The 23,422-nt window shown below is 72.1% G+C and carries 20 protein-coding genes; 9 read left to right on the top strand and 11 right to left on the bottom strand.

Features of this window, described 5'->3' with window-relative positions:
• Nucleotides 1-34: 34 nt before the first annotated feature.
• From LIU39_RS11470 to iolC, 5 genes are all read right to left on the bottom strand, one after another.
• Nucleotides 35-1,528 carry a CoA-acylating methylmalonate-semialdehyde dehydrogenase gene (locus LIU39_RS11470; protein WP_227046540.1) on the bottom strand — a complete coding sequence of 498 codons (1,494 nt, stop codon included), beginning with the start codon at nucleotides 1,526-1,528 and terminating at the stop codon, nucleotides 35-37.
• A gap of 40 nt (nucleotides 1,529-1,568) precedes the next feature.
• Nucleotides 1,569-3,443, bottom strand: a complete 1,875-nt coding sequence (iolD, locus tag LIU39_RS11465; protein WP_227046539.1) for a 3D-(3,5/4)-trihydroxycyclohexane-1,2-dione acylhydrolase (decyclizing) — start codon at nucleotides 3,441-3,443, stop codon at nucleotides 1,569-1,571.
• The gene (iolB, locus tag LIU39_RS11460; protein WP_227046538.1) at nucleotides 3,440-4,378 is read right to left on the bottom strand and encodes a 5-deoxy-glucuronate isomerase; all 939 of its coding nucleotides are present in this window, start codon (nucleotides 4,376-4,378) and stop codon (nucleotides 3,440-3,442) included. Before iolB ends, iolD begins: the two co-directional genes overlap by 4 nt.
• 30 nt (nucleotides 4,379-4,408) lie before the next feature.
• Complete coding sequence (locus LIU39_RS11455) at nucleotides 4,409-5,296, bottom strand: Cgl0159 family (beta/alpha)8-fold protein (protein WP_227046537.1); 888 nt, start codon at nucleotides 5,294-5,296, stop codon at nucleotides 4,409-4,411.
• Nucleotides 5,297-5,366: 70 nt separating this feature from the next.
• Complete coding sequence (gene iolC, locus LIU39_RS11450) at nucleotides 5,367-6,359, bottom strand: 5-dehydro-2-deoxygluconokinase (RefSeq protein WP_227046536.1); 993 nt, start codon at nucleotides 6,357-6,359, stop codon at nucleotides 5,367-5,369.
• A gap of 285 nt (nucleotides 6,360-6,644) precedes the next feature.
• On the opposite strand from iolC, the gene LIU39_RS11445 reads away from it, so the two are divergent.
• The 6 genes from LIU39_RS11445 (at nucleotide 6,645) to LIU39_RS11420 (ending at nucleotide 12,371) form a co-directional block, all read left to right on the top strand.
• The gene (locus LIU39_RS11445; protein ID WP_227046535.1) at nucleotides 6,645-7,565 is read left to right on the top strand and encodes a sugar phosphate isomerase/epimerase family protein; all 921 of its coding nucleotides are present in this window, start codon (nucleotides 6,645-6,647) and stop codon (nucleotides 7,563-7,565) included.
• A 66-nt stretch (nucleotides 7,566-7,631) separates the two neighbouring features.
• Nucleotides 7,632-8,651 (top strand): Gfo/Idh/MocA family protein, encoded by a 1,020-nt coding sequence (locus LIU39_RS11440; protein ID WP_227046534.1) that lies wholly within the window; start codon nucleotides 7,632-7,634, stop codon nucleotides 8,649-8,651.
• 93 nt (nucleotides 8,652-8,744) lie between these two features.
• A complete protein-coding gene (locus LIU39_RS11435; RefSeq protein ID WP_227046533.1) occupies nucleotides 8,745-9,422 on the top strand; it encodes a sugar phosphate isomerase/epimerase family protein in 678 nt (225 codons plus the stop codon).
• A 2-nt stretch (nucleotides 9,423-9,424) separates the two neighbouring features.
• Complete coding sequence (locus tag LIU39_RS11430) at nucleotides 9,425-10,828, top strand: sugar porter family MFS transporter (RefSeq protein WP_227046532.1); 1,404 nt, start codon at nucleotides 9,425-9,427, stop codon at nucleotides 10,826-10,828.
• A gap of 305 nt (nucleotides 10,829-11,133) precedes the next feature.
• Nucleotides 11,134-11,328 (top strand): helix-turn-helix transcriptional regulator, encoded by a 195-nt coding sequence (locus LIU39_RS11425; protein ID WP_227046531.1) that lies wholly within the window; start codon nucleotides 11,134-11,136, stop codon nucleotides 11,326-11,328.
• Between the two features lie 119 nt (nucleotides 11,329-11,447).
• Nucleotides 11,448-12,371 carry a 2-dehydropantoate 2-reductase gene (locus tag LIU39_RS11420; RefSeq protein WP_227046530.1) on the top strand — a complete coding sequence of 308 codons (924 nt, stop codon included), beginning with the start codon at nucleotides 11,448-11,450 and terminating at the stop codon, nucleotides 12,369-12,371.
• 65 nt (nucleotides 12,372-12,436) lie between these two features.
• On the opposite strand, the gene LIU39_RS11415 is transcribed toward LIU39_RS11420, so the two are convergent.
• A complete protein-coding gene (locus LIU39_RS11415) occupies nucleotides 12,437-13,474 on the bottom strand; it encodes a LacI family DNA-binding transcriptional regulator (protein ID WP_227046529.1) in 1,038 nt (345 codons plus the stop codon).
• Between the two features lie 159 nt (nucleotides 13,475-13,633).
• On the opposite strand from LIU39_RS11415, the gene LIU39_RS11410 reads away from it, so the two are divergent.
• Nucleotides 13,634-14,650, top strand: a complete 1,017-nt coding sequence (locus tag LIU39_RS11410) for a Gfo/Idh/MocA family protein (protein WP_227046528.1) — start codon at nucleotides 13,634-13,636, stop codon at nucleotides 14,648-14,650.
• Between the two features lie 75 nt (nucleotides 14,651-14,725).
• Here LIU39_RS11410 and LIU39_RS11405 read toward each other — a convergent pair whose 3' ends face one another.
• On the bottom strand, nucleotides 14,726-15,325 hold the full coding sequence (locus LIU39_RS11405) for a GNAT family N-acetyltransferase (RefSeq protein ID WP_227046527.1): 600 nt from the start codon (nucleotides 15,323-15,325) through the stop codon (nucleotides 14,726-14,728).
• Entirely contained in the window at nucleotides 15,315-16,190 is an 876-nt protein-coding gene (locus LIU39_RS11400; protein ID WP_227046526.1) for a DedA family protein, read from the bottom strand. Before LIU39_RS11400 ends, LIU39_RS11405 begins: the two co-directional genes overlap by 11 nt.
• A 218-nt stretch (nucleotides 16,191-16,408) precedes the next feature.
• Between LIU39_RS11400 and LIU39_RS11395 the strand changes: the two genes are divergently transcribed.
• The gene (locus tag LIU39_RS11395) at nucleotides 16,409-16,702 is read left to right on the top strand and encodes a heavy-metal-associated domain-containing protein (protein ID WP_227046525.1); all 294 of its coding nucleotides are present in this window, start codon (nucleotides 16,409-16,411) and stop codon (nucleotides 16,700-16,702) included.
• Between the two features lie 631 nt (nucleotides 16,703-17,333).
• Here the strand turns inward: LIU39_RS11395 and LIU39_RS11390 are convergent.
• The 3 genes from LIU39_RS11390 to LIU39_RS11380 form a co-directional block, all read right to left on the bottom strand.
• Nucleotides 17,334-18,623 (bottom strand): citrate synthase, encoded by a 1,290-nt coding sequence (locus tag LIU39_RS11390; protein ID WP_227046524.1) that lies wholly within the window; start codon nucleotides 18,621-18,623, stop codon nucleotides 17,334-17,336.
• 178 nt (nucleotides 18,624-18,801) lie between these two features.
• Nucleotides 18,802-21,021: an SF1B family DNA helicase RecD2 gene (gene recD2 / locus LIU39_RS11385; RefSeq protein WP_227046523.1), complete on the bottom strand. Its 2,220-nt coding sequence runs from the start codon at nucleotides 21,019-21,021 to the stop codon at nucleotides 18,802-18,804.
• Nucleotides 21,022-21,099: 78 nt separating this feature from the next.
• Nucleotides 21,100-22,251 carry a Gfo/Idh/MocA family protein gene (locus LIU39_RS11380; protein WP_227046522.1) on the bottom strand — a complete coding sequence of 384 codons (1,152 nt, stop codon included), beginning with the start codon at nucleotides 22,249-22,251 and terminating at the stop codon, nucleotides 21,100-21,102.
• A 215-nt stretch (nucleotides 22,252-22,466) separates the two neighbouring features.
• On the opposite strand from LIU39_RS11380, the gene LIU39_RS11375 reads away from it, so the two are divergent.
• Nucleotides 22,467-23,342 carry a sugar phosphate isomerase/epimerase family protein gene (locus tag LIU39_RS11375; RefSeq protein ID WP_227046521.1) on the top strand — a complete coding sequence of 292 codons (876 nt, stop codon included), beginning with the start codon at nucleotides 22,467-22,469 and terminating at the stop codon, nucleotides 23,340-23,342.
• Nucleotides 23,343-23,422 lie beyond the last annotated feature (80 nt).

Raw genomic sequence — 23,422 nt, 5'->3', positions numbered from 1 at the left:
GCCGGCGGGGCGCTTCCGGGGTGCGGCGCCGGTGTCAGTGGTTGCTGGGGAAGCCGAGGTTGATGCCGCCGTCGGACGGGTCGGGCCAGCGGGTGGTGACGACCTTGCCGCGGGTGTAGAAGTGCACGCCGTCGTTGCCGTAGATGTGGTGGTCGCCGAAGAGCGAGTCCTTCCAGCCGCCGAAGGAGTGGTAGCCGACCGGGACCGGGATCGGGACGTTCACGCCGACCATGCCGGCCTCGACCTCCAGCTGGAAGCGGCGGGCCGCGCCGCCGTCCCGGGTGAAGATGGCGGTGCCGTTGCCCCACGGCGAGGAGTTCATCAGCGCGATGGCCTCGTCGTAGGTCGCCACCCGCACGACCGACAGCACCGGGCCGAAGATCTCGTCGCGGTAGGCGTCCATCTCCGGGGTGACGTGGTCGAGCAGCGAGACGCCGATCCAGTGGCCGTCCTCGAAGCCCTCGACGGTGAAGCCCGTGCCGTCGATGACGACGTCGGCCCCCTGGGCGGCGGCGCCCTGGACGTACGAGGCGACCTTGTCGCGGTGGACCTTGGTGATCAGCGGGCCCATCTCGGACGCCGGGTCATTGCCGGGGCCGATGCGCAGCTTGCCGGCCCGCTCCTTGATCTTGCCGATCAGCGGGTCGGCGGTGTCGCCGACGGCGACGACGACGGAGATCGCCATGCAGCGCTCGCCCGCCGAACCGTACGCGGCGTTGATGGCGGCGTCCGCGGCCAGTTCGAGGTCGGCGTCCGGCAGCACCAGCATGTGGTTCTTGGCGCCGCCCAGCGCCTGCACCCGCTTGCCGTTGGCGGTGCCCGTGGTGTGGATGTAACGGGCGATGGGGGTGGAGCCGACGAAGGAGACGGCGGCGATGTCCGGGTGCTCCAGGATGCGGTCCACCGCGACCTTGTCGCCGTTGACGACGTTCAGCACGCCGTCGGGCAGGCCCGCTTCGGCCGCCAGCTCGGCGAGCTTGAGCGCCGCGCTCGGCACCTTCTCGCTGGGCTTGAGGACGAAGGTGTTACCGCAGGCCACGGCGAGGGGGAACATCCACATCGGCACCATGGCGGGGAAGTTGAACGGCGTGATGCCGGCGACCACGCCGAGGGACTGGCGGATCGAGGAGACGTCCACGCGGGTGGACACCTGGGTGGACAGCTCGCCCTTGAGCTTCTCGGAGATGCCGCAGGCCAGCTCGATGATCTCCAGGCCGCGGGCGACCTCGCCGAGCGCGTCGGAGTGCACCTTGCCGTGCTCGGCGGTGATCAGCTCGGCGATCTCGTCGCGGTGCGCGTCGATCAGCTCGCGGTAGCGGAACAGCACCGAGGTGCGCGCGGCGAGGGAGCTGGTGCCCCAGGTGCCGAACGCCTCCTTGGCGGCGGCGACGGCGGCGTCGACCTCGTCGACGGACGCGAAGGGGACCTGCTTCTCCTGGGCGCCGGTGGCCGGGTTGTAGACCGGACCGAAGTTGCCGGAGACGCCCTCGACGGGCTTGCCGCCGATCCAGTGGCTGAGGGTCTTCATGCGGGGGGCCTTTCCGGGTGGTGACGACAACGAGCTGAGATCACAGGTGACGGCGGCGGTCCGCGGCGTGCCGGTCGTACGCTGCGCGGGCCGCGACCGCCGCCGGACGCGTCGCGGTCTCGGCAACAGGAACATCCCACCAGGCTTGCGCTTCCGGCGCGCCCGGCACAGTGTCAGCCGTTTCGGTCTCGACATAGACACATGTGGGATGGTTCGCGCCACGCGCCTCGGCGAGCGCGGCGCGCAGCTCCCCGACGGTGCCCGCGCGGATGACGTGCAGGCCGAGGGACGCGGCGTTGGCGGCGAGGTCCACGGGCAGCGGGGCGCCGGTGTACGTGCCGTCGTCGGCGCGGAAGCGGTAGTCCGTGCCGAACCGTTCGCCGCCGGTCTCCTGGGAGAGCCCGCCGATGGAGGCGTAGCCGTGGTTCTGGATGAGGATGAGTTTGAGGGGGATGTCCTCCTGGACGGCGGTGACGATTTCGGTGGGGTTCATCAGATACGTGCCGTCGCCGACCAGGGCCCAGACCGGGCGCCCGGGGGCGGCGATGCCGACGCCGATGGCGGCCGGGATCTCGTAGCCCATGCAGGAGTAGCCGTATTCGACGTGGTACTGCCTGCGGGACCGGGCGCGCCAGAGTTTGTGCAGGTCACCGGGGAGCGAACCGGCGGCGTTGATGAGCACGTCGGTGTCGTCGGCGACCGCGTCGAGGGCGCCGAGCACCTGGGTCTGCGAGGGGCGTGCCGACGCGTCAGCGGCGGCGTAGGCCGCGTCGACCCGGCGTTCCCAGTCGGCCTTCGCGGCGCCGTAGCCGGCCTCGTACGCCGGGTCGACGCGGTGGTCCTTCAGCTCCCGGGTGAGCGCTTCCAGGCCGGTGCGGGCGTCGGCGACGAGGGAGGCGGCGCCGAGCTTGTGGGCGTCGAAGGAGGCGATGTTGAGGTTGACGAAGCGCACGCCGGGGGCGGCGAAGAGGGTCGCGGACGCGGTGGTGAAGTCGGTGTAGCGGGTGCCGACGCCGATGACGAGGTCGGCCTCGCGGGCGAGCCCGTCGGCGGTGGCGGTGCCGGTGTGGCCGATGCCGCCGATGTCCGCGGGGTGGTCGTGGCGCAGCGATCCCTTGCCGGCCTGGGTGGCGGCGACGGGGATGCCGGTGGTGTCGGCGAAGGCCCGCAGGGCGCCCTCGGCCTCGCTGTGGTGGACGCCGCCGCCGGCGATCAGCAGCGGCCTGCGGGCGGCGCGGATCGCCGCCACCGCCGCGGCCAGGGCGTCGGCGTCGGGGGCGGGGCGGGTGACCCGCCAGACCCGGTCGGCGAAGAACTCCTCGGGCCAGTCGTACGCCTCGGCCTGCACGTCCTGCGGCAGGGCGAGGGTGACCGCACCGGTCTCCACCGGGTCGGCGAGCACCCGCATGGCCTGGAGGGCGGCCGGGATCAGCGCTTCGGGGCGGGTGACGCGGTCGAAGTAGCGGGAGACCGGGCGCAGCGCGTCGTTGACGGAGACGTCGCCCGCGCAGGGGACTTCGAGCTGCTGGAGCACCGGTTCGGCGGGCCGGGTGGCGAAGGTGTCGCCGGGCAGCAGCAGTACGGGGATGCGGTTGACGGTGGCGAGCGCGGCGCCGGTGACGAGGTTGGTGGCGCCGGGGCCGATGGAGGTGGTGACGGCCTGGGCGCGGAGCCGGTCGGACTGGCGGGCGTAGCCGACGGCGGCGTGCACCATGGCCTGTTCGTTGCGGCCCTGGAGGTAGGGCAGGTCCTCGTGCGACTCCAGGAGCGCCTGGCCGATGCCGGCGACATTGCCGTGGCCGAAAATACCCCAGCAGGCGGTGATCAGTCGCTGCCGACGGCCGTCCCGCTCGGTGTACTGGTGGGCGAGGAACGCCACCAGGGCCTGCGCGACGGTGAGGCGTCGGGTGGTCATCGGGCTTCTCCTGCGGGCGCGGTGTAGAGGGGGAGGCGTGTGTCGACGGGCTGTTCGGGCCAGGTGGCGCGGATCCAGCCGTGATCGGGGTGGTCGCAGATCAGCCACTCGCGGGTCTCGCCGGGGCCCGCCATGACGTTGAGGTAGTACATGGCGTGGCCGGGGGCGGCGATGGACGGGCCGTGCCAGCCGTCGGGGATGAGGACGGCGTCGCCGCTGCGGACCTCGGCGAGCACGTCGGTGCCGCGGCCGCGGCCGGAGGGGGTGACGCGCTGGTAGCCGACGCCTTCCGTACCGTGCGCCGGCTCGATCTCGAAGTAGTAGATCTCCTCCAGTTCGGACTCCTCACCGGGGCGGCAGGTGTCGTGCTTGTGCGGCGGGTAGGAGGACCAGTTGCCGCCCGGGGTGAGGACCTCGACCGCGATGAGCTTGTCGCAGTCGAAGGTGCCGGCGGCGCCGAAGTTGTTGACCTGGCGGGAGCAGTTGCCGGTGCCGCGCAGTTCCACGGGGACGTCGGAGGCGGGGCCGTAACGGGCCGGCAGGCGGCGCGCGCAGCGGGCGCCGGTGAGCGCGAACCGGCCGCCGGCGTCGCTCGCGATCCGCACCTCGGCGTCGCGCGGGACGTACGCGAAGTCCGTGACGCCGCTGAACACGCTCGCGCGCCCCGCCAGTTGGAATCTTTCGCCGCTGTCGGTGGCGACCGTGCAGCCGCCGGAGAGGGGCAGCACGATCCATTCGCTGTCGCCGGTGGCGAAGGCGTGCCGGCCGCCGGGGGGCAGGTCGAGGACGCGCAGCGAGGAATGGCCCCAACCGGCTTTCTCCGGCGCGATGTCCAGGGCGTACCCGCCGGCGGCGCCCCGACCGGCCCTGACGTGGAAGTCCAGGGCTCCGGGAGCCGCCGCGTGGTACCCGTTTTCCGCAAACTCAGCACTCATGACCACAAGTCTCCTACTCACCACTGACAGTTACAGGAGTCCGACGGCGGTGTCGACGGCCGCCGCGACATCACCGTCCGCCGGATAGAGCAGTGACCGGCCGACGACCAGCCCCTGCACGGTCGGCAGCCGCAGCGCCGCGCGCCACTTCTCGTACGCGGCCTCCTGGTCGGCGACGGTCCGGCCGATGTCGCCGCCGAGCAGCACGGTCGGCAGGGTGGTGGTCTCGCAGACCCGGGCCATCGCGTCGGGGTCGTCGGTGACCGGCAGCTTGAGCCAGGTGTAGGCGGAGGTGCCGCCGAGTCCGGAGGCGATGGCGACGGAGCGGGTGACGGCTTCGGGGCTGAGGTCGTTGCGGACCGCGCCGTCGATCCGGCGGGAGAGGAACGGCTCGACGAAGAGCGGCAGTTGCCGTGCGGCCATCGCGTCGATGGCGCGGGCGGTGGACTCCAGCGTGGTGAGCGATCCGGGGTCGCCGTAGTCGACGCGGAGCAGGAGCTTGCCGGCGTCGAAGCGGAGCCGGGCGATGTCCTCGGGCCGGTACCCGGTGAACCGGTCGTCCATCTCGAAGGAGGCGCCCGCGATGCCGCCACGGTTCATGGAGCCCATGACGACCTTGCCCTCCAGGGCGCCGATGAGGAGCAGGTCCTCCAGGATGTCGGCGGTGGCGAGCACGCCGTCCACGCCGGGGCGCGACAGTGCGAGGACGAGGCGTTCGAGCAGGTCGAGGCGGTTGGCCATGGCGAGTTTCCGGTCGCCGACGGCGAGCGCGCCGCGGGCCGGGTGATCGGCCGCGACGATCATGAGGCGGCCGCTGTCACCGATGAGCGGGCGGCGGGCGCGCCGGGCGGCGGCCTCCGCGACGGCTCCGGGATGCCGGGCCCGTAGCGCCGGGAGGTCACTGATCCGAGGGGTCACGGGTCGACTCACCTTCTTGTAGTGCACAGGTGCGAGGGGGTGGAACGGGATATCCACCGGGCGGGCTGGATCACCGGCCGGCGAGGAAGGCGTCGACCTCGTCGGCGGTCGGCATGGCGGACGAGCAGGCGAGCCGGGAGGCGACGAGCGCGCCGGCCGCGTTGGCGTGCCGCATCATGGGCTCCAGGTCCCAGCCGCCGAGCAGGCCGTGACAGAGCGAGCCGCCGAACGCGTCGCCCGCGCCCAGGCCGTTGACGACCTCCACGGGGGTGGGCGGCACCGCGGCGCTGCGGCCGTCGCGGTGCACGGCGAGTACGCCCTTGGGGCCCTGCTTGATGACGGCCAGTTCGACGCCCATGTCGAGCAGCGCCCGCGCGCAGGCCCGGGGTTCGCGCAGCCCGGTGGCGACCTCGGCCTCGTCGAGGTTGCCGACGGCGACGGTGGCGTGCGCGAGCGCCGCTTCGTAGTACGGACGGGCGCGCGCCATGGCCGCGGCGCCACCCGCGCCGCCGTCACCGGACGCGCCGCCTTCGCCGCCCCAGAACATCGGCCGCCAGTCGAGGTCGAAGACGGTGGGGCCGGCCTTGGCGCGGGCTTCCAGGGCGGCGAGGGTGGCGCTGCGGCTGGGCTCCTCGCACAGGCCGGTGCCGGTGATCCAGAAGATCCGGGCGGCGCGCAGCGCGTCGCGGTCCAGCTCTTCGGGGCGGATGACCAGGTCGGGGGCCTTGGGGCGGCGGTAGAAGTAGAGCGGGAAGTCGTCCGGGGGGAAGATCTCGCAGAACGTCACCGGCGTCGGGTAGGCGTCCACCGGGGTGACCCAGCGGTCGTCCACGCCGAACTCCCGCAGTGCCTGGTGGATGTAGTCGCCGAACGGGTCGCGTCCGGTACGGCTGATGACGGCACAGCGGCGGCCGAGCCGGGCGGCGGCGACCGCGACGTTGGTGGCCGAGCCGCCGAGGAACTTCCCGAAGGTCTCCACCTGCGCGAGCGGCACGCCGGTCTGCAGCGGATAGATGTCCACCCCGATGCGGCCCATCGTGATCAGGTCGTACGGCTCGGTCATACGGGCCCCTTCGGTTCGGCCGGGCGCGGCGGTTCGGCGGGTTCGGTTCTGAGCACAGGTCTAACGGGGCAGTTCAGACGCTGTCAATAGTTTGTCCTTACATTCGGACGTCCAGATTCGACGGAGGTGTACCCCCGCTCCACATGCCGACCGGATGACAAAGTCCTTAAGTCCTTATGTCAGGACGAAGTCTTGACACTCCCCGGGGCGCCATGAAGGCTGTGCCCCATCACCCCACTCCAGCGCCTCCCGGTCACCGCCGACCGGCGAGAGGAGAGCCGCCGCATGTCCGCACCCCGTGCCGCCTCGCCCGTTCTGGACCGCATCCGGGTAGGTTCCGCACCCGATTCCTGGGGAGTCTGGTTCCCCGACGACGCACAGCAGGTCCCCTGGGAGCGCTTCCTCGACGAGGTCTCCGAAGCGGGCTACGACTGGATCGAACTCGGCCCGTACGGCTACCTCCCCACCGACCCCGCCGTGCTCCACCAGGAGATCGCCCGCCGCAGCCTCAAGGTCTCGGCCGGCACGATCTTCACCTCGCTGCACCACGGCCCCGGCGTCTGGGACAAGACCTGGGCGCACGTGTCCGAAGTCGCCACGCTCACCCGGGCGATGGGCGCGGGACACCTCGTCGTCATCCCGTCCTTCTGGCGGGACGACAAGACCGCCGAGGAACTGGAGCCGCGCGAACTGACCGTCGAGCAGTGGAAGAACCTCACCACCGGCATGGAGCGGCTGGGCAAGCGGGTCCGCGACGCATTCGGGCTCGACATCGTCGTCCACCCGCACGCCGACACCCACATCGACACCGAGGCGCACGTCGTCCGCTTCCTCGACGGCACCGACTCCGACCTGGTCAACCTCTGCCTGGACACCGGCCACTACTCCTACTGCGGCGGCGACAACGTCAAGCTGATCCGCACCTACGGCGAGCGGATCGGCTACCTCCACCTCAAGCAGGTCGACCCGGAGATCCTCGCCGACGTCACCGCCAAGGGCACCCCCTTCGGACCCGCCGTCCAGCAGGGCGTGATGTGCGAACCGCCGCTGGGCGTGCCCGCGCTGCCGCCCGTCCTGGAGGCCGCGCAGGAGCTGAACGTCGACCTCTTCGCCATCGTCGAGCAGGACATGTACCCCTGCCCGCCCGACCAGCCGCTGCCGATCGCCCGGCGCACCCGCCGCTTCCTGCACTCCTGCGGCGCCTGAGCCGGAGGCCGCCGGAGAGCCGTCAGCAGCACGTCACCCCGTAGCAGGTAAGGACTTGAGGACGACATGACTTCACACGGAACGCTGGGCGTGGCCGTCATCGGCACCGGCCGGATGGGCTCCGACCACGTACGCCGGATCAACGATGTGATCAGCGGCGCGCGGGTGGCCGCGGTGGCCGACATCGATGCCGCCAGGGCCGAGCATCTCGCCGGCGGCATCGAAGGATGCACCCCGTACACCGACCCGGCCGCGGCCATGGACGACCCCGCCGTGGACGCCGTCCTCATCGCCTCACCGGGCCCCGCGCACGAGGCCGCGCTGCTCACCGCGTTCGCCCGCGACCTGCCGGTGCTGTGCGAGAAGCCGCTCACCCCGGATCCGGCATCCGCGCTGCGCGTCCTGGCCGCCGAGCAGGAGCTGGGCCACCGCCGCGTCCAGGTCGGCTTCATGCGCCGCTACGACGCCGACTACCTTGCGCTCAAGTCCCGTCTACAGCAGGGCGTTCACGGCCGCCCGCTGATGCTGCACAACAAGCACCGGAACGCGGACACGCCGCCCGGCTTCACCAACGCGATGATGATCCACGACTCGGTGGTGCACGAGATCGACGTGACCCGCTGGCTGCTGGACGAGGAGATCACCGCCGTCCGGGTGCTGCGCCCCGCGCCCACCGCGAACGCCCCCGAAGGGCTCAGCGACCCCCAGCTGATCCTCTTCGAGACGGCGGCCGGCCAGGTCGTGGACACCGAACTCTTCGTCAACTGCGGCTTCGGCTACCAGGTCTCCTGCGAGGCGGTCTGCGAGGCGGGCACCGCACGGATCGGCGACGACCGCGGCGTGTTCGTCAACGCCGCGGGCCGCTGGGGCGGCACCCTCACCCCCGGCTTCGTCGAGCGTTTCGAGGAGGCGTACGACCGGCAGGTGCAGCGCTGGGTCGACGCCACCCGGCGCGGCGAGGTCGAGGGCCCCAGCTGCTGGGACGGCTACGCGGCGGCCGCGGTGTGCGAGGCCGGCGTCCGTGCGCAGCAGTCCGGCGAGCGCGTCACCGTCGAACTGGCCGAACGGCCCGCGCTCTACAGCTGACCCCGCGCCGCCCCCTTCCGACGGCCGCCCCTCCCTCGCAGCGGCGGCCGTCGCCGCGACGCCCGGTGCCCCGCCCCGAAAGGCTCCCCCTCCATGCGCATTGCCCTTGACCCGTACATGTTCCGCCATGTCCCGCTGCTCGAACTTCCCTCCCTGGTGGCCGAGTTGGGATACGAGTGGATGGAGCTGTCGCCGCGCGACGACGTCACCCCGTTCTTCCTCCACCCCCGTATCGACGACGCGACCGTCGCCGCCTTCCGTAAGGAGCTGTCCGCGGCCGGCGTCGGCATCTCCTCCGTACTGCCGCTCTTCGCACGCGAGGGCATCAAGCTCGCGCTCGAACCGCATCCGGACGACTTCATCGAGGACGGGCGGGCCGCCGTCGACCTGATCCGGGGCGTCAACTCCCCCCTCGTGTCGTTCCTCTACTGCGCGCCGCACAACTTCCACCAGGGCAACGACGCCCCTGGCATCCTGCGGCACGCCGGGCCACTGACCACCGCGGTGCATCTGGCCGACACCTTCGACCACACCGGCTCGTCCGGCCTGCGGTACATCGTCAACCCGCCCGGTTCCGCCGCCCGCATCCACCAGCATCTGGACATCGGCCAGGGCGAGGTGGACTTCGACGAGCTGTTCCGGGAACTGGCCGCGACGGGATTCGACGGCACCCTGGTGTCCTCCGTCTTCGCCTGGGAGGAGCGGGCGGCAGAGTCGTCCCGCTTCATGCGCGCGGCCATCGACCGCTACGTCAAGGCGAACTGGAGCTGACGGTGGACGCTCCGACCCGCCCGACGGCACCGGCAGGGCCGCGTGAGAGTGCCGCCGCCCGTGCCGCCAAGCGCTTCATCGTCGGCATCGCTGCCATCGCCGCGCTCGGCGGTGCCCTGTTCGGCTACGACACCGGGGTGGTGTCCGGCGCCCTGCCCTTCATGGAGGTCCATTTCGGCCTGTCCTCACTGGGCGAAGGGCTCATCACCAGCGCCCTGTTGATCGGCGCGGCGTTCGGTTCGCTGGCCGGCGGACGGATGGCGGACTCGCTGGGCCGCCGCGACTCCCTGCTGTGGGCGGGCGCGGTGTTCATCGGCGGGGCGCTGGCCGTGGCGCTCGCGCCGACGGTCCCGTTCATGGCGGTGGCGCGTTTCGTGCTGGGCCTGGCCGTCGGCAGCGCGTCGGTCATCACCCCGCTGTACCTCTCCGAGATCGCGCCGCCGCACATCCGCGGCCGGCTGGTGTCCTTCAACTCGCTGATGATCGTGAGCGGTCAGCTGCTCGCGTATCTGATCAATGCCGTGCTGGCGCAGTGGGAGGCGTGGCGCTGGATGCTCGGCATGGCCGCGCTGCCCGCCGTGGCGCTGTTCGCCGGCCTGTTCTTCCTGCCCGACACCCCCCGCTGGTACATCAGCAGGGGCCGTCCGGACGACGCGGCGCGGGTGCTGCGCCGTACGCTGCCCGCCGGGGAGGTCGCCGCGGAGCTGGCGCGCATCGACCGGGCGCGCAACCTGGAGGCGGATGCCCGGCGAAGTGCCTGGCAGGAGCTGCGGACACCGTGGGTGCGGCGGCTGCTGCTGGTCGGGATCGGTCTTGCGGTCGTCCAGCAGATCACCGGCGTCAACGCCGTCATCTACTTCGCGCCCAAGATCCTCGCGTCGACGGGTCTCGGCACCAGTGCGGCGATCACCGCCACCATCGCCGTCGGAGCGGTCTCCGTGGTCGCCACGGCCATCGGGATGTCGCTCATCGACCGGGTGGGCCGCCGTCCGCTGCTGCTCACCGGCCTGGCCGGGATGACGGTGTCGCTGGCCCTGCTGGGCGCGTCCTTCCAGCTTCCGCGCTCCACCGCGGTCAGTGTGCTGGTGCTCGCCCTGATGGTGCTCTACATGGGCTTCATGCAGGGGACGCTGAACACCGGGGTGTGGCTGCTGCTCGCGGAGATGTTCCCGCTCAAGGTCCGGGGGCTGGCCATGGGTGCGGCGGTGTTCGTGATGTGGCTGGTCAACTTCGCGGTGGCGCTGGCCTTTCCGTTGCTGCTCGACGCGATCGGCGCCGGCCTCACGTTCTGGTTCTTCGGCGTGATGTGCGTGCTGTCGCTGCTCTTCTGCAAGCGGTACGCACCGGAGACCAAGGGGCTGGCCCTGGAGGATCTGGAACAGGAACTGCGCAGGGCGGAACCGTAGGAGGCCCGGCGTGCGTGGATACGGGCGCCGACGGCCGTCGAGAAGTTCCCGGAGGCGAAGCATCTGACCGCCGGCAGAGGCCGGCGCGCCGGGCCGTGTCACATCTTCGTCACTGCCGTACCACCCATGTCACAACTGTCACGATTGCGCGGGTTGTGCGTCACAGGCGCTCAACAGCCGCGGCCTGCCGGTCACTCGGTGTCGTTGTGCAGGGACAGGGTGAGTGATCATCCACGTCGTATGCGGCAGTCCGCCGGCTCGCACCGGGCCGGCCCCGCGTACGTTCCCAGGGAGGTGCCGCAGAGATGACCGACCGGAGGCTCTGGTCGTACAAGGAGATCGCCGCACACATCCGGGTGCAGCCGGACACCGTACGTTCGTACCGCAAGAACGGTCTGCTACCCGATCCGGACCTGGTGGAGGGCGGCAGACCCTACTGGCTCGCCGACACGGTCAGAGCCTGGGCGGCCCGCAGACCAGGACATCGCGGAGGACGTTAGCCCCACCCGCCCGTCCGCCGGCCCCGCGTCCCACCTGCGCGGGGCCTTCACCGTGCCTGCGGGCGGCGGGAGTTCGCGGGGCTGCTGCCGCGAGCGGGCGGGCCGCCTACGCTCTTGGCATGGCGAAGACACCTCACCCCTCAGGCCGGACAGCGGTCATCGGCGCCGGCGGCATCGGCGGCTACGTCGCCGCGCTCGCGCACCGGTCCGGGCTCGATGTCACGCTGTGCGTGCGGACGCCGGTCGACGGCATCAGCGTCACCAGCGGCGGCAGCACCTGGCACGCCGCGGTCCCCGCCCGCACCGACCCCGGCCTGGCGACACCCGCCGACTGGGTGCTGCTGACCACCAAGGCGCAGGACACCGCGGGCGCCGAGCCCTGGCTGCGGCGGCTGTGCGGGCCCGGCACCACCGTCGTCGTCCTGCAGAACGGCGTCGGCCACCGGGAGCGCGTCGCCCCGTACGTCCCCGAGGGCACAGGCGTACTGCCGGCCCTCTGCTACCTCTCGGCGGAACGGACCGCTCCGGGGCGGATCACCCACCACATCGCCAGCGAACTCCACGTACCGGAAGGCCCGTTGGGGCAGCGATTCGCACAGTTGCTGGCGGACAGCGACCTCAACGTCACCCAGGTCGCCGACTTCACCACGGCCGCCTGGCGGAAGCTGCTCACCAACCTGGCGGCCAACCCGATCACGGCACTGCTCCAGCAGCGGATGGGAGTCTTCCGCGATCCGGACATGGCAGCGCTCACCCGTGACCTGCTGACCGAGGCGGCGACGGTGGCCCGCGCCGAGGGCGCTCAGCTCGGCCGGTCCGATGTGGAAGGGACGCTGGAGATCTACGCGATGGTGCCGCCGGACGGCGGTTCGTCGATGCTCTACGACCGGCTGGCGGGACGCCCGCTGGAGCACGAGTACCTGACGGGCCCGGTGGTCGCGGGCGGCGAACGGCACGGCATCGCCACGCCGTTGAACCGGATGCTGCTGACCCTGCTCCGGGCGGTCGACCGGGAACTGCGGGGAGAACGGGCCGATGGCTGACGGGTCTTGACGGACCGGGTGGTCGGGGTGGCGGCCGGACATACGCCGGCCGCCTCCCCTGACGCTCACCGCGGCGGTGCGGTGGTACCGCGGATCTCCAGGGACGGGGCGACGAGTTGGCGCTCGGCGGCCCGCTCGGGGTGCGCCATCCGCTCCAGCAGGCAGCGCCCGGCGCGGCGGCCCATGTCGCCGCTCGTGTTGTTGACGCTGCTCAGCCAGAGGTGCCGGATGCGGGCGAGGTAGGTGTTGTCGCAGCCGATGAGGGAGAGGTCGCGGGGCACGTCCAGGCCCAGCTCCTGCGCGGCCGACAGGGCACCCACCGCACAGATGTCGTTGAACGCGAAGACGGCGGTGGGGCGTGGCCCGTCGGCCGGTCCGCCGAGCAGGCGCACGGCGGCGCGGTAGCCGCCTTCCTCGGTGGGTTCGCCCGGCTCGACCACCGCGCCGTCCACGAGACCGGCCTCGGCCATCGCCGCCTCGAAGCCGCGCCGCCGCAGCGCGCCGACGCTGCCACGGCCCGCGATGTGGGCGATGCGGCGGTGACCGAGACCGATGAGGTGCGCGGTGGCGAGGCGAGCGCCCCGTTCGTCGTCGTTCGCGATGGTGTCCACCCGCGGCAGCCGCGGCTCGTGGGTGCCGGCGACGACGACCGGCAGGCGGGCCGCGGCCGTGGCGAGCGCGTCGGGGTCCGGCAGCGTGCCGACCGCGACCAGGCCGTCGACCCGCAGCTCCAGGAAGGCGCGGGTGAAGTCCTCGCCGGTGCGCTGCCCCAGCCGCCCGTCGGCCATCAGCATCCGCAGGCCATGCGCGTGCAGTACGGAGTTCAGGCCGTCCAGGACCTCGGCGAACCACGGGTTGCGCAGGTCGTTGACGATCACGCCGACGGTGTGCGTGCGGCGGGCGACCAGGCTGCGGGCGGCAGCGTTCGGGCGGTAGCCCAACTCGTCGATGGCCGCCAGGACGGCCTGCCGTTTGGCGTCGCTGACCCGGGGCGACCCCTGAATCACCAGCGAGACCAGCGACTTGGAGACACCCGCGCGCTCCGCGACACCGCGGATCGTCGGGGGCCGCTCCCCGCCCGCCCCTTCTTTGGACCGTTCCATGCGCGAAATCCTGCCATTCACCCCGAACGGCGTCAACGCGCCTGCTTCGCAAGGGTTGACATGCGGACATCCAAACCTGGAGGGTGCGGGCAACCGGGAGTTGGACCGTTCCAATATCCCGTTTCCCCTCCCCGTCCCGCCCCTGGAAAGGACCGAGGCATGAAGATCGGACTGATCGGCACCGGCCGCATCGGCGCGTTCCACGCCGAGACCCTCCGCAGCGTCCCCGGCGTCACCGATCTCGTCGTCGCCGACGCGGACACCGCCCGCGCCGCGTCACTCGCCGCCGCCCTCGGCATCCGGGCGGCCGGCAGCATCGACGACCTCTACGCCGACGGGCTCGACGGCGTGGTGATCACCGCGGCCACCAGCGCCCACGCCCCGCTGATCCACCAGGCTCTGGACGCCGGGGTGCCGGTGTTCTGCGAGAAGCCGGTGGCCCTGGACGTCGCGGGCACCCGCGGCGTGGTAGAGCGCGCACGGGACGGTGCGGTGCCGGTGCAGATCGGCTTCCAGCGCCGCTTCGACGCCGGATACCGCGCCGCCCGCGAGGCGTTGCGCTCCGGCGAACTGGGCTGGCTGCACACCCTGCGCGCCTGCACCAGCGACCGGACACCGCCGCCGGCCGGCTACATCCCCACGTCGGGCGGCCTGTTCCGCGACTGCAGCATCCACGACTTCGACATCCTGCGCTGGCTCACCGGCCGCGAGGTGGTCTCGGTCTACGCCCAAGGCGCCAACCGCGGCGCGGACTTCTTCGCCGCGGGCGGCGACGTCGACACCTGCGCGGCACTGCTGCGCTTCGACGACGACACCCTGGCCACCGTCACCGCGACCCGCTACAACGGCGCGGGCCACGACGTCCGGCTGGAGGTCTGCGGCTCCGAGGGGGCGCGGTTCGTTGGCCTCGACGACCGGGCGCCGCTGTCGTCGGCCGAACCACGGCTCTCCTGGCAGCGGGCGGACACCCCGTACGCCACCTTCATGGAGCGCTTCCACGACGCGTACGTGACCGAGCTGGGGGTCTTCGCCGAGGTGGCGGCGGGCCGGGCGCCCAGCCCCTGTTCACCCGCCGAGGCACTGGAGGCGCTGTACGTGGCGGAGGCGTGCGAGCGGTCACGCAGGACGGGCGAGCCGGTCGCCCTGGCGGACGTCCGCGGCGCGGCGGGCGCGTGAGCAGTACCGGACCGTGACGGGTGAGGGCGCCGGTGCGCCGTACTGCCGGTGGGGTCTCCGGCGTGCGCCGCGGGCTCATCCCGGCCCGGCTTCCCTGGCGGGCAGTGCCGGCGGCGCGGCACCGAGGTCGAACCGCCAGTCGTGCGCGCGCAGGGCGTGGCCCTTGGGGTATTCGACGGTGCACTCCCCGCGGAGGGTGAAGCCGGCCCTGCGGCAGACGGCGTTGGACGCCGCGTGGCACACCGCGGGGAAGGCGTGCAGCGCGCGGTGGCGGCCCTCGGCACGGGCCGCGTCGATGACGGCCCGCGCCGCGGCCACCGCAATGCCCCGGCCCTGGAATTCCGGCAGCACGCCCCAGCCCGTTTCGTAGACCGGCCCATTCTGCCCGGCCTGCTCCCAGAACCCGATCGAACCGGCCACGTCGCCCGTCGGCAGCAGCACGATCGCGTACATCCGGCCGGGGCCCGACAGGTCGCGGTAGCGACGGTGCCGGTCGACGAGTCGCTGTGCGGATTCGGGACCGCCCAGGTAGGCCGTCATCCGCGGGGAGTTGAGGCGGCGCAGCAGGGCCGCGCCGTCCGCCGGCCATGGCGCGAGGCGCACCCGTGGCGCTGCGGGTGCGCCCGTGGGGGCCGTGGCGCCGTGGTCCCTGCCGCTGCTCGGCTCAGAGGTCATAACGGCACGGTAGAGGCGGGCACTGACAGTCGGGCCACGGCCGCCGCGCGGGCCCGGTGACGGCAGGTGCGGGCGTGATGTCCGGCGCCATGGTGGCGGCCGGTGCGGAAGTCGGGTTCGGGGCCGCGGGGGTTGCAGGTGCGGTGGTGGCCGGTGCGGCTGCCCGTCCGTGGCCTTCCGGTCCTGACCCGCCGCCGGTGCCGTCGTCGCCGGTCGCGCCGCCGGTCCTCCGGCCGCTGCCGCGCCGGTTCCCGGGCGCGCCTTTGGTGGGGCCGTCCGTCCGGCGGCCGCCGGACGGGCCGTCGTCGGGGAGCCGGGCGGCGCGGCGGCGGGCCGTCCACTGAACGGCGGTGGCGAGGGCGGCGACGGCGCAGGAGACGCCGATGCCGATGCCGGCCGAGTGGAGCCGGTTGTCCGCCACGGCGCTGCCGAGGTAGCCGAGGCCGACGGAGTAGGTCGCCCACACCGCCTCGGCGATGCCGGTGCCGAGCGCGTACTTGCGCAGCGGGTAGTGCAGCACGCCGGAGGCCACGGCGCCGATGATGCGGCCGCTGGGCAGAAAGCGCACCGCGATGACGAACGGGATTCCGTAGCGCTCGATCCGTCGGGACGTCCATTCCATGAGGGCGCGGCGGCGGGCGCGGCGCCGCATCCAGGCGCGTGCCGGGCCGCCGAACCGCCGCGCGATGAGGTACATCAGGACGTCGCCCAGGGCGGCGCTGCCTGCCACGATCAACAGGACGAGCGGAAGGCAGAGGTCTCCGTGGGAGGCGAGCACTCCGGCGGCGACGAGCAGGGCCGAGTTGGGGACCAGTGGCGGCAGCGTGGTGAGCACGAGCAGGCCGTAGAGGGCCAGTACGTTCATCCGGCCGCCTCCTCGGATCCGCCGCGGGCCGTACTCACCAGGCTGACGGGTGGTGCTGCGGGCGGCAACGCGTACGAGGTGCCACGGGGCGCGCCGAAGCTTGGATTGATACCCCCTAGGGGTATAACGTGAGGCCCGTCGGCCGTACCCGCCACCTCCGGCGCCCGTGCGGCACTTCGGCATCCCACGGAACGCATCGGCACCACGAGGAGATTCCCATGACCGCCGCATCGACGAACGGCTCCTGCTGCACCCCCGAAGGCTCCTGCCGGTCCGGCTCCGTCGCGACGGAACCGGCCGGGGTCACGGCGACCTACCGGGTCACCGGCATGACCTGCGGCCACTGCGAAGGCGCGGTGAAGTCCGAGATCGCGGAGATCGCCGGCGTCAGCTCGGTCGAGGCGGTGGCCGCCACCGGCCTGGTGACCGTGGCGTCCCAGGCCCCGCTCGACGACGCCGCCGTGCGCGAGGCCGTCGACGAGGCGGGCTACGAACTCGTGGGCCGGGCCTGACAGTCACACCCGGCCCGGCGCGCGGACACGGGACGGGACGACGGAGCGGAAGGGCGGCCCGGCGCGAGGGCGAGAGGCCGCCCGGTCCGCCCGGCACCGGCGCCCGGCGGCGCGGCCGGATCTCGATCCCCGGCATTCACAAATCTCTCACAACCGGCACAACACCCATACGCGAGGCCCGTGATCTTCAACTCGCGCCCCTTGACCACATTCGCCCCTATATGGCAAGAGACCCAGATCACAGAGTTCTGAACGTAACCATTGAGGGGGGTCGAGAGTCTAACCGGGCGTGCAGGCACCCCGGCGGGGCCTGCACGGCAACAGCCGTGCTGATCTTGGGGGATCATGCCCGGCTACGCGTGGCCGGGGCGACGCGCCCGGGGAGCTTTGAGCGGCCCTCCCGAATGTGCGCGTCCCGGCAGATCGCGGTGCACCCTGAACGCCCGGACGGATCCCGTGGGGGGAATCCGAACCGGGACATGGGAAGCGCCCCGTGCTCTGGACCCGTGGGGGGATCTGGAGGCGGGGCGCTTTCGTTTTCCCTGCCGCGGCACCACCCGCGAACGCCTCCGGCCCCCGCCCGGTGGGGGCGGGGGCCGGAGCCGGTGTCACAGCGCGTGGCGCGAGGCCGTCAGCGCTCCTCGACCGGGATGAAGTCGCGCTCGACGGTGCCGGTGTAGATCTGCCGCGGGCGGCCGATGCGGGAACCGGGCTCCTTGATCATCTCGTGCCACTGGGCGATCCAGCCGGGAAGCCGGCCGAGCGCGAAGAGCACGGTGAACATCTCGGTGGGGAAGCCCATGGCCCGGTAGATCAGGCCGGTGTAGAAGTCGACGTTCGGGTAGAGCTTGCGCTCGACGAAGTAGTCGTCGGAGAGCGCGTGCTCCTCCAGCTTGAGGGCGATGTCCAGCAGCTCGTCGGACTTGCCGAGCGCCGAGAGGACGTCGTGCGCCGCCGCCTTGATGATCTTCGCCCGGGGGTCGAAGTTCTTGTAGACGCGGTGCCCGAAGCCCATGAGCTTCACGCCGTCTTCCTTGTTCTTCACCTTGCGGATGAAGGAGTCGACGTCGCCGCCGTCCCGCTGGATGCCTTCCAGCATCTCCAGCACGGACTGGTTGGCGCCGCCGTGCAGCGGGCCCCACAGGGCGTTGATGCCGGCCGAGATCGAGGCGAAGAGGTTCGCCTGCGAGGAGCCGACCAGACGCACGGTGGAGGTCGAACAGTTCTGCTCGTGGTCCGCGTGCAGGATCAGCAGCTTGTCCAGGGCGCCCACGACGACCGGGTCGAGGTCGTACTCGGCGGCCGGCACGGAGAAGGTCATCCGCAGGAAGTTCTCGACGTACCCGAGGTCGTTGCTCGGGTAGACGACGGGGTGGCCGACCGACTTCTTGAAGGCGTACGCCGCGATCGTCGGCAGCTTGGCCAGCAGCCGGATCGTGGAGATGTGCCGCTGCTGCTCGTCGAACGGGTTGTGGCTGTCCTGGTAGAACGTCGACAGCGCGCTGACGACCGACGACAGCATGGCCATCGGGTGGGCGTCCCGGGGGAAGCCGTCGTAGAAGCGCTTGACGTCCTCGTGCAGCAGGGTGTGGTACGTGATGTCCTGCTGGAAGTTCGAAAGCTGGTCGACGGTGGGCAGCTCACCGTTGATCAGCAGATAGGCGGTCTCGACGAACGTGCTGCGCTCTGCAAGCTGCTCGATCGGGTAGCCGCGGTAGCGCAGAATCCCCTGCTCACCGTCCAGATAGGTGATCGCGGATTTATACGCAGCGGTGTTGCCGTAACCGGAATCCAGGGTCACCAGACCGGTCTGGGCGCGCAGCTTCGAGATGTCGAAGCCCTTGTCGCCGACGCTGCTGTCGACGATCGGGTAGCTGTATTCGCCGTCCCCGTAACGCAGTACTACAGAGTTGTCGCTCACGTCATCCCTCACCGACGTTGTGCCTCTTCTTCGAGGTGCCCTGACTGCCTATACCTTCCCCCATTTGGACCTTGGATGTGCACTCGGGGTCGGCCATAGGGCCTCTAGGCGGCACTCAGTGCCGCCTACCTGCCCATCCTGCTCCCCTTCGCCCCGATAAGGGAAGTCGGGCGCACCCTCATATCGCTCCCGCGAGCCGGTGATCCAGCGCAGTGCACCGCCGACCGGCGGATACGGTGCGAACGGCCTGCCCCAGGGCCCTGCGGGAGCCCACCAGCACCACCAATCGTTTTGCCCGGGTCACAGCGGTATACAACAGGTTGCGCTGCAACATCATCCAGGCGCCCGTGGTGACCGGAATCACCACCGCCGGGTACTCGCTGCCCTGCGATCGATGGATCGTCACCGCGTAGGCGTGCGCCAGTTCGTCCAGCTCGTCGAAGTCGTAGGGGACCTCTTCGTCCTCATCGGTGCGCACCGTCAGCGTCTGGTCGTCGCCGTTCAGCGCGGTGACCACCCCGACCGTGCCGTTGAACACGCCGTTGGCGCCCTTTTCGTAGTTGTTTCTGATCTGGGTGACCTTGTCGCCGACGCGGAAGACCCGGCCGCCGAAGCGGCGCTCGGGCAGGTCGGGCCGGGCGGGGGTGATCGCCTGCTGGAGCAGGCCGTTCAGCGCGCCCGCGCCGGCCGGTCCGCGGTGCATCGGGGCCAGCACCTGGACGTCCCGCCGCGGATCCAGGCCGAACTTCGCCGGGATCCTGCGGGCCGCCACCTCGACGGTCAGCCGCCCGGCCTCCTCGGTGTCCTCCTCGGCGAACAGGAAGAAGTCCGGCAGACCCTGGGTCAGCGGCGGCACCCCGGAGTTGATGCGGTGCGCGTTCGTCACCACTCCGGACTGCTGGGCCTGTCGGAAGATCCTGGTCAGCCGGACGGCGGGCACCGGCCCTGCCTCGGCGAGCAGATCCCGCAGCACCTCGCCCGCGCCGACCGAAGGCAGCTGGTCGACGTCCCCCACCAGCAGCAGATGGGCTCCCGGCGGCACCGCCTTGACCAGCTTGTTGGCGAGCAGCAGATCCAGCATCGACGCCTCGTCGACCACCACCAGGTCCGCGTCCAGCGGCCGCTCGGCGTCGTACGCGGCGTCCCCGCCGGGCTTCAGCTCCAGCAGCCGGTGGACCGTGGAAGCCTCCGCGCCGGTCAGCTCCGACAGCCGCTTCGCGGCCCGCCCGGTGGGAGCCGCGAGCACCACCTTGGCCTTCTTGGCGCGGGCCAGCTCGACCACCGAGCGGACCGTGAAGGACTTGCCGCAGCCAGGACCTCCGGTGAGCACCGCCACCTTTCTTGTCAGCGCCAGCCGCACCGCGTCCTGCTGCTCGGGCGCCAGCTCGGCGCCCGTACGCCGCGCAAGCCAGGCCAGCGCCCGGTCCCAGGCGACGTCCCGGAACGCGGGCATCCGGTCCTCGTCCGTCCGCAGCAGCCGGGCCAGCCGGCCGGCCAGGGAGATCTCGGCGCGGTGGAAGGGCACCAGGTAGACGGCGGTGACCGGCTCCCCGCCGTCGCCGCCCGGCACCTTCTCGCGCACCACCCCTTCCGGATCCGCCGCCAGCTCGGCCAGGCAGTCGATGACCAGGCCGGTGTCGACCTGGAGCAACTTCACGGCGTCCGCGATCAGTTGCTCCTCGGGGAGGAAGCAGTGCCCCTGGTCGGCCGACTGCGACAGGGCGTACTGGAGGCCGGCCTTGACCCGCTCGGGGCTGTCGTGCGGAATCCCGACCGACTGGGCGATGCGGTCCGCCGTCAGGAAGCCGATGCCCCACACGTCGGCCGCCAGGCGGTAGGGCTCCTTGCGGACCACGGAGAGGGAGGCGTCGCCGTACTTCTTGTAGATGCGCACCGCGATGGAGGTCGAGACACCGATGCCCTGGAGGAAGATCATGACCTCCTTGATGGCTTTCTGCTCCTCCCATGCGGCGCCGATCAGCCGCGTCCGCTTCGGGCCGAGGCCCGGCACCTCGACCAGGCGCCCCGGCTGCTGCTCGATGACGTCGAGGGTCTCCAGGCCGAAGTGCTCGGTGATCCGGTCGGCGATGCGCGGGCCGATGCCCTTGATCAGGCCGGAGCCGAGATAGCGGCGGATGCCCTGGATCGTGGCGGGCAGGACGGTGGTGTAGTTCTCGACCGTGAACTGCTTGCCGTACTGCGGGTGGGAACCCCAGCGGCCCTCCAGGCGCAGCGACTCGCCCGGCTGCGCACCGAGCAGCGCTCCGACGACGGTCAGCAGGTCTCCGGCGCCGCGTCCCATGTCGACGCGCGCGACCGTGTAGCCGCTCTCCTCATTGGCGTAGGTGATCCGCTCCAGGACCCCTTCGACCACTGCCGGTTTGACCGTGCTGTCCATGCTCCGAAGGTACCGCCGGGGTACGACAACGCCGCCGGGACCGGGCGCGCGACGGATCCTGGCGCCGGTTGCGGGCCGTCACCTGTCGTCCTCCGGCACCTCCAGCCTGCGGCCCAACCGGGCGGAACGCACGCCCAGTTCGGCGAGCCGGACGCCGCGTGCGCCGGCCGCCAGGTCCCAGTGCCAGGGCTCGTCGCAGACCACGTGGCGCAGGAAGAGTTCCCACTGCATCTTGAAGGCGTTGCCGGAATCGGCGTCGTCGGGCATCTCCTGCCACTGTGCGCGGAAGTGGTCGCCGGAGGGCACGTCGGGGTTCCAGACCGGCCGGGGGCTGGTGGCGCGGTGCTGGATCCGGCAGCCGCGCAGGCCGGCGACGGCCGATCCCTCGGTGCCGTCCACCTGGAACTCCACCAGTTCGTCGCGGTGCACCCGTACCGCCCAGGAGGAGTTGATCTGCGCGACGATGCCGCCGGCCAGTTCGAAGATCGCGTAGGCGGCGTCGTCGGCCGTCGCCTCGTAGGGCGCGCCGCTCTCGTCCCAGCGGCGCGGGATGTGCGTGCTCAGGTGCGCCTGGACGCTGGTGACGGGGCCGAACAGCTCGCGCAGGACGTACTCCCAGTGCGGGAACATGTCGGCCGCGATGCCACCGCCGTCCTCGGCCCGGTAGTTCCAGGAGGGTCGCTGGGACGGCCGGCTGCCGCCGTCGAAGACCCAGTAGCCGAACTCGCCCCGTACGGACAGGATGCGGCCGAAGAAGCCGTCCGCCACCAGGCGGCGGAGTTTGCGCAGTCCCGGCAGGAAGAGCTTGTCCTGGACGACGCCGTTCTTGACCCCCGCCGCCGCTGCCAGCCGGGCCAGTTCCTGCGCGGCGGCGGCGTCGCCCGCGGTGGGCTTCTCCACGTAGACGTGCTTTCCGGCGGCGACGGCCTTGCGCACCGCCGCCTCGCGGGCGGCGGTGACCTGCGCGTCGAAGTAGATCCCCACGGAGTCGTCGCCGAGCACGGTGTCCAGGTCGCAGCTCCAGCGGTCGATGCCGTAGCGGTCGGCCAGGATCCGCAGCTTGTCGGCGGACCGGCCGACGAGGACCGGTTCGGGCCTGATCACCGTCCCGTCGGCGGCGGTCAGGCCGCCCTCGTCGCGCAGGGCGAGGACGGAGCGCGCCAGGTGCTGGGTGTGCCCCATGCGCCCGGTCACGCCGTTCATGGCGATGCGTACGGTCGTGTGTGTCACGGTCCTGCCCCTTACGCGTGCGGTGGCAACGGCGGTGGTGCGGCAGCGCTGGTGGACGACGGTAGCGGTGCGCCGCCGGGACGGAAACAGCCCGCGCGGCGGCGCGCCGACACCCGGTGCGGCGGGCCCGTCCGGCTTACGGTGGCCCGGCTCCGGGCACGCTCCCCCGCGCGCCCCGGAGCGCGCCTGTGTGACCTTGCGGACGGGAGGAACCCATGAACCGGACGAGCCGGGATGCCGGTGCGGTGCGTTACGCGTTCTCGACCCTGGGGGTGCCCGGCATGCCGGTGCCCGAGGTGCTGCGGCTGGCGGTGGACGCCGGCTACCAGGGCGTGGAACTGCGGGCCCATCCGGAGGAGCCGGTGCACCCGGGGACGAGCACCGCCGAACGGGCCGCGGTGCGCGGGCAGTTCGCCGACGCCGGGATCACGGCGCTGGCCGTCGCCGGGTACGCGCGGGTCGCCGAGCAGCAGGACGCGGCGGGCGAACGGGAGCTGGCGGACCGGCTGCGGGAGCTGGTGGAACTCGCGGCCGACCTGGGCGCGCCGTTCGTACGGGTCTTCCCCGGTGGCGGCGAACGGCCGGCCGCCGATGCCGACGCGGACGCCGCCCGCCGGCTCGCCGCGCTGGCCCCGTTCGCCGCCGGGCGGGGCGTGCGCGTCCTGTTGGAGACGCACGATTCGCACCGCACCGGGGCGGCCGCCGCCCGGGTGCTCGGCCTGGTGGGGCACCGGTCCGTCGGCGCGCTCTGGGACGTGCTGCACACCCGGCTCGGCGGCGAGGAACCGGCCGCGAGCCACGCGGCGCTCGCCCCGTACCTGGGCTATGTGCAGGTCAAGGACGTGGTGTCGGCCGAGGATCCGACGCCCGTTCCGCTCGGCGCCGGGACGCTGCCGCTGGCCGACTGCCTGGCCGCACTCGGCAGCGGTACGGGCACGGTGGACGCGACGGTCGAGGAGGCCGGCGCCGGGCGCTGGCTGTGCTGGGAGTACGAGAAGCGGTGGTATCCGCAGGCGGCGCCGCTGCCGGGGCTGCTGGCCGCGGGCCGCCGCCATCTCCAGGAACTGCCGGCCGCCCGGCCCGCCCCGTGACCCGCCGCTGAACCGGCGTCGGGGCCCTCTCCTCGCCGCCGCTGAACCGGCGGCGGGGCCCGGCCCGCCCATCCGCCGGT

The organism is Streptomyces pinistramenti, from assembly GCF_020564935.1.
Taxonomy (GTDB): Bacteria; Actinomycetota; Actinomycetes; order Streptomycetales; family Streptomycetaceae; genus Streptomyces; species Streptomyces pinistramenti.
This window is presented reverse-complemented; position numbering and strand designations above follow the sequence as displayed.

Excerpts from the sequence above, each read along its gene's own strand:
- LIU39_RS11470 (WP_227046540.1), bottom strand. The coding sequence starts at position 1,528 with ATGAAGACCCTCAGCCACTGGATCGGCGGCAAGCCCGTCGAGGGCGTC.
- iolD (WP_227046539.1), bottom strand. The coding sequence starts at position 3,443 with ATGACCACCCGACGCCTCACCGTCGCGCAGGCCCTGGTGGCGTTCCTC.
- iolB (WP_227046538.1), bottom strand. The coding sequence starts at position 4,378 with ATGAGTGCTGAGTTTGCGGAAAACGGGTACCACGCGGCGGCTCCCGGA.
- iolC (WP_227046536.1), bottom strand. The coding sequence starts at position 6,359 with ATGACCGAGCCGTACGACCTGATCACGATGGGCCGCATCGGGGTGGAC.
- LIU39_RS11445 (WP_227046535.1), top strand. The coding sequence starts at position 6,645 with ATGTCCGCACCCCGTGCCGCCTCGCCCGTTCTGGACCGCATCCGGGTA.
- LIU39_RS11440 (WP_227046534.1), top strand. The coding sequence starts at position 7,632 with ATGACTTCACACGGAACGCTGGGCGTGGCCGTCATCGGCACCGGCCGG.
- LIU39_RS11435 (WP_227046533.1), top strand. The coding sequence starts at position 8,745 with ATGCGCATTGCCCTTGACCCGTACATGTTCCGCCATGTCCCGCTGCTC.
- LIU39_RS11425 (WP_227046531.1), top strand. The coding sequence starts at position 11,134 with ATGACCGACCGGAGGCTCTGGTCGTACAAGGAGATCGCCGCACACATC.
- LIU39_RS11420 (WP_227046530.1), top strand. The coding sequence starts at position 11,448 with ATGGCGAAGACACCTCACCCCTCAGGCCGGACAGCGGTCATCGGCGCC.
- LIU39_RS11415 (WP_227046529.1), bottom strand. The coding sequence starts at position 13,474 with ATGGAACGGTCCAAAGAAGGGGCGGGCGGGGAGCGGCCCCCGACGATC.
- LIU39_RS11410 (WP_227046528.1), top strand. The coding sequence starts at position 13,634 with ATGAAGATCGGACTGATCGGCACCGGCCGCATCGGCGCGTTCCACGCC.
- LIU39_RS11405 (WP_227046527.1), bottom strand. The coding sequence starts at position 15,325 with ATGACCTCTGAGCCGAGCAGCGGCAGGGACCACGGCGCCACGGCCCCC.
- LIU39_RS11400 (WP_227046526.1), bottom strand. The coding sequence starts at position 16,190 with ATGAACGTACTGGCCCTCTACGGCCTGCTCGTGCTCACCACGCTGCCG.
- LIU39_RS11395 (WP_227046525.1), top strand. The coding sequence starts at position 16,409 with ATGACCGCCGCATCGACGAACGGCTCCTGCTGCACCCCCGAAGGCTCC.
- recD2 (WP_227046523.1), bottom strand. The coding sequence starts at position 21,021 with ATGGACAGCACGGTCAAACCGGCAGTGGTCGAAGGGGTCCTGGAGCGG.
- LIU39_RS11375 (WP_227046521.1), top strand. The coding sequence starts at position 22,467 with ATGAACCGGACGAGCCGGGATGCCGGTGCGGTGCGTTACGCGTTCTCG.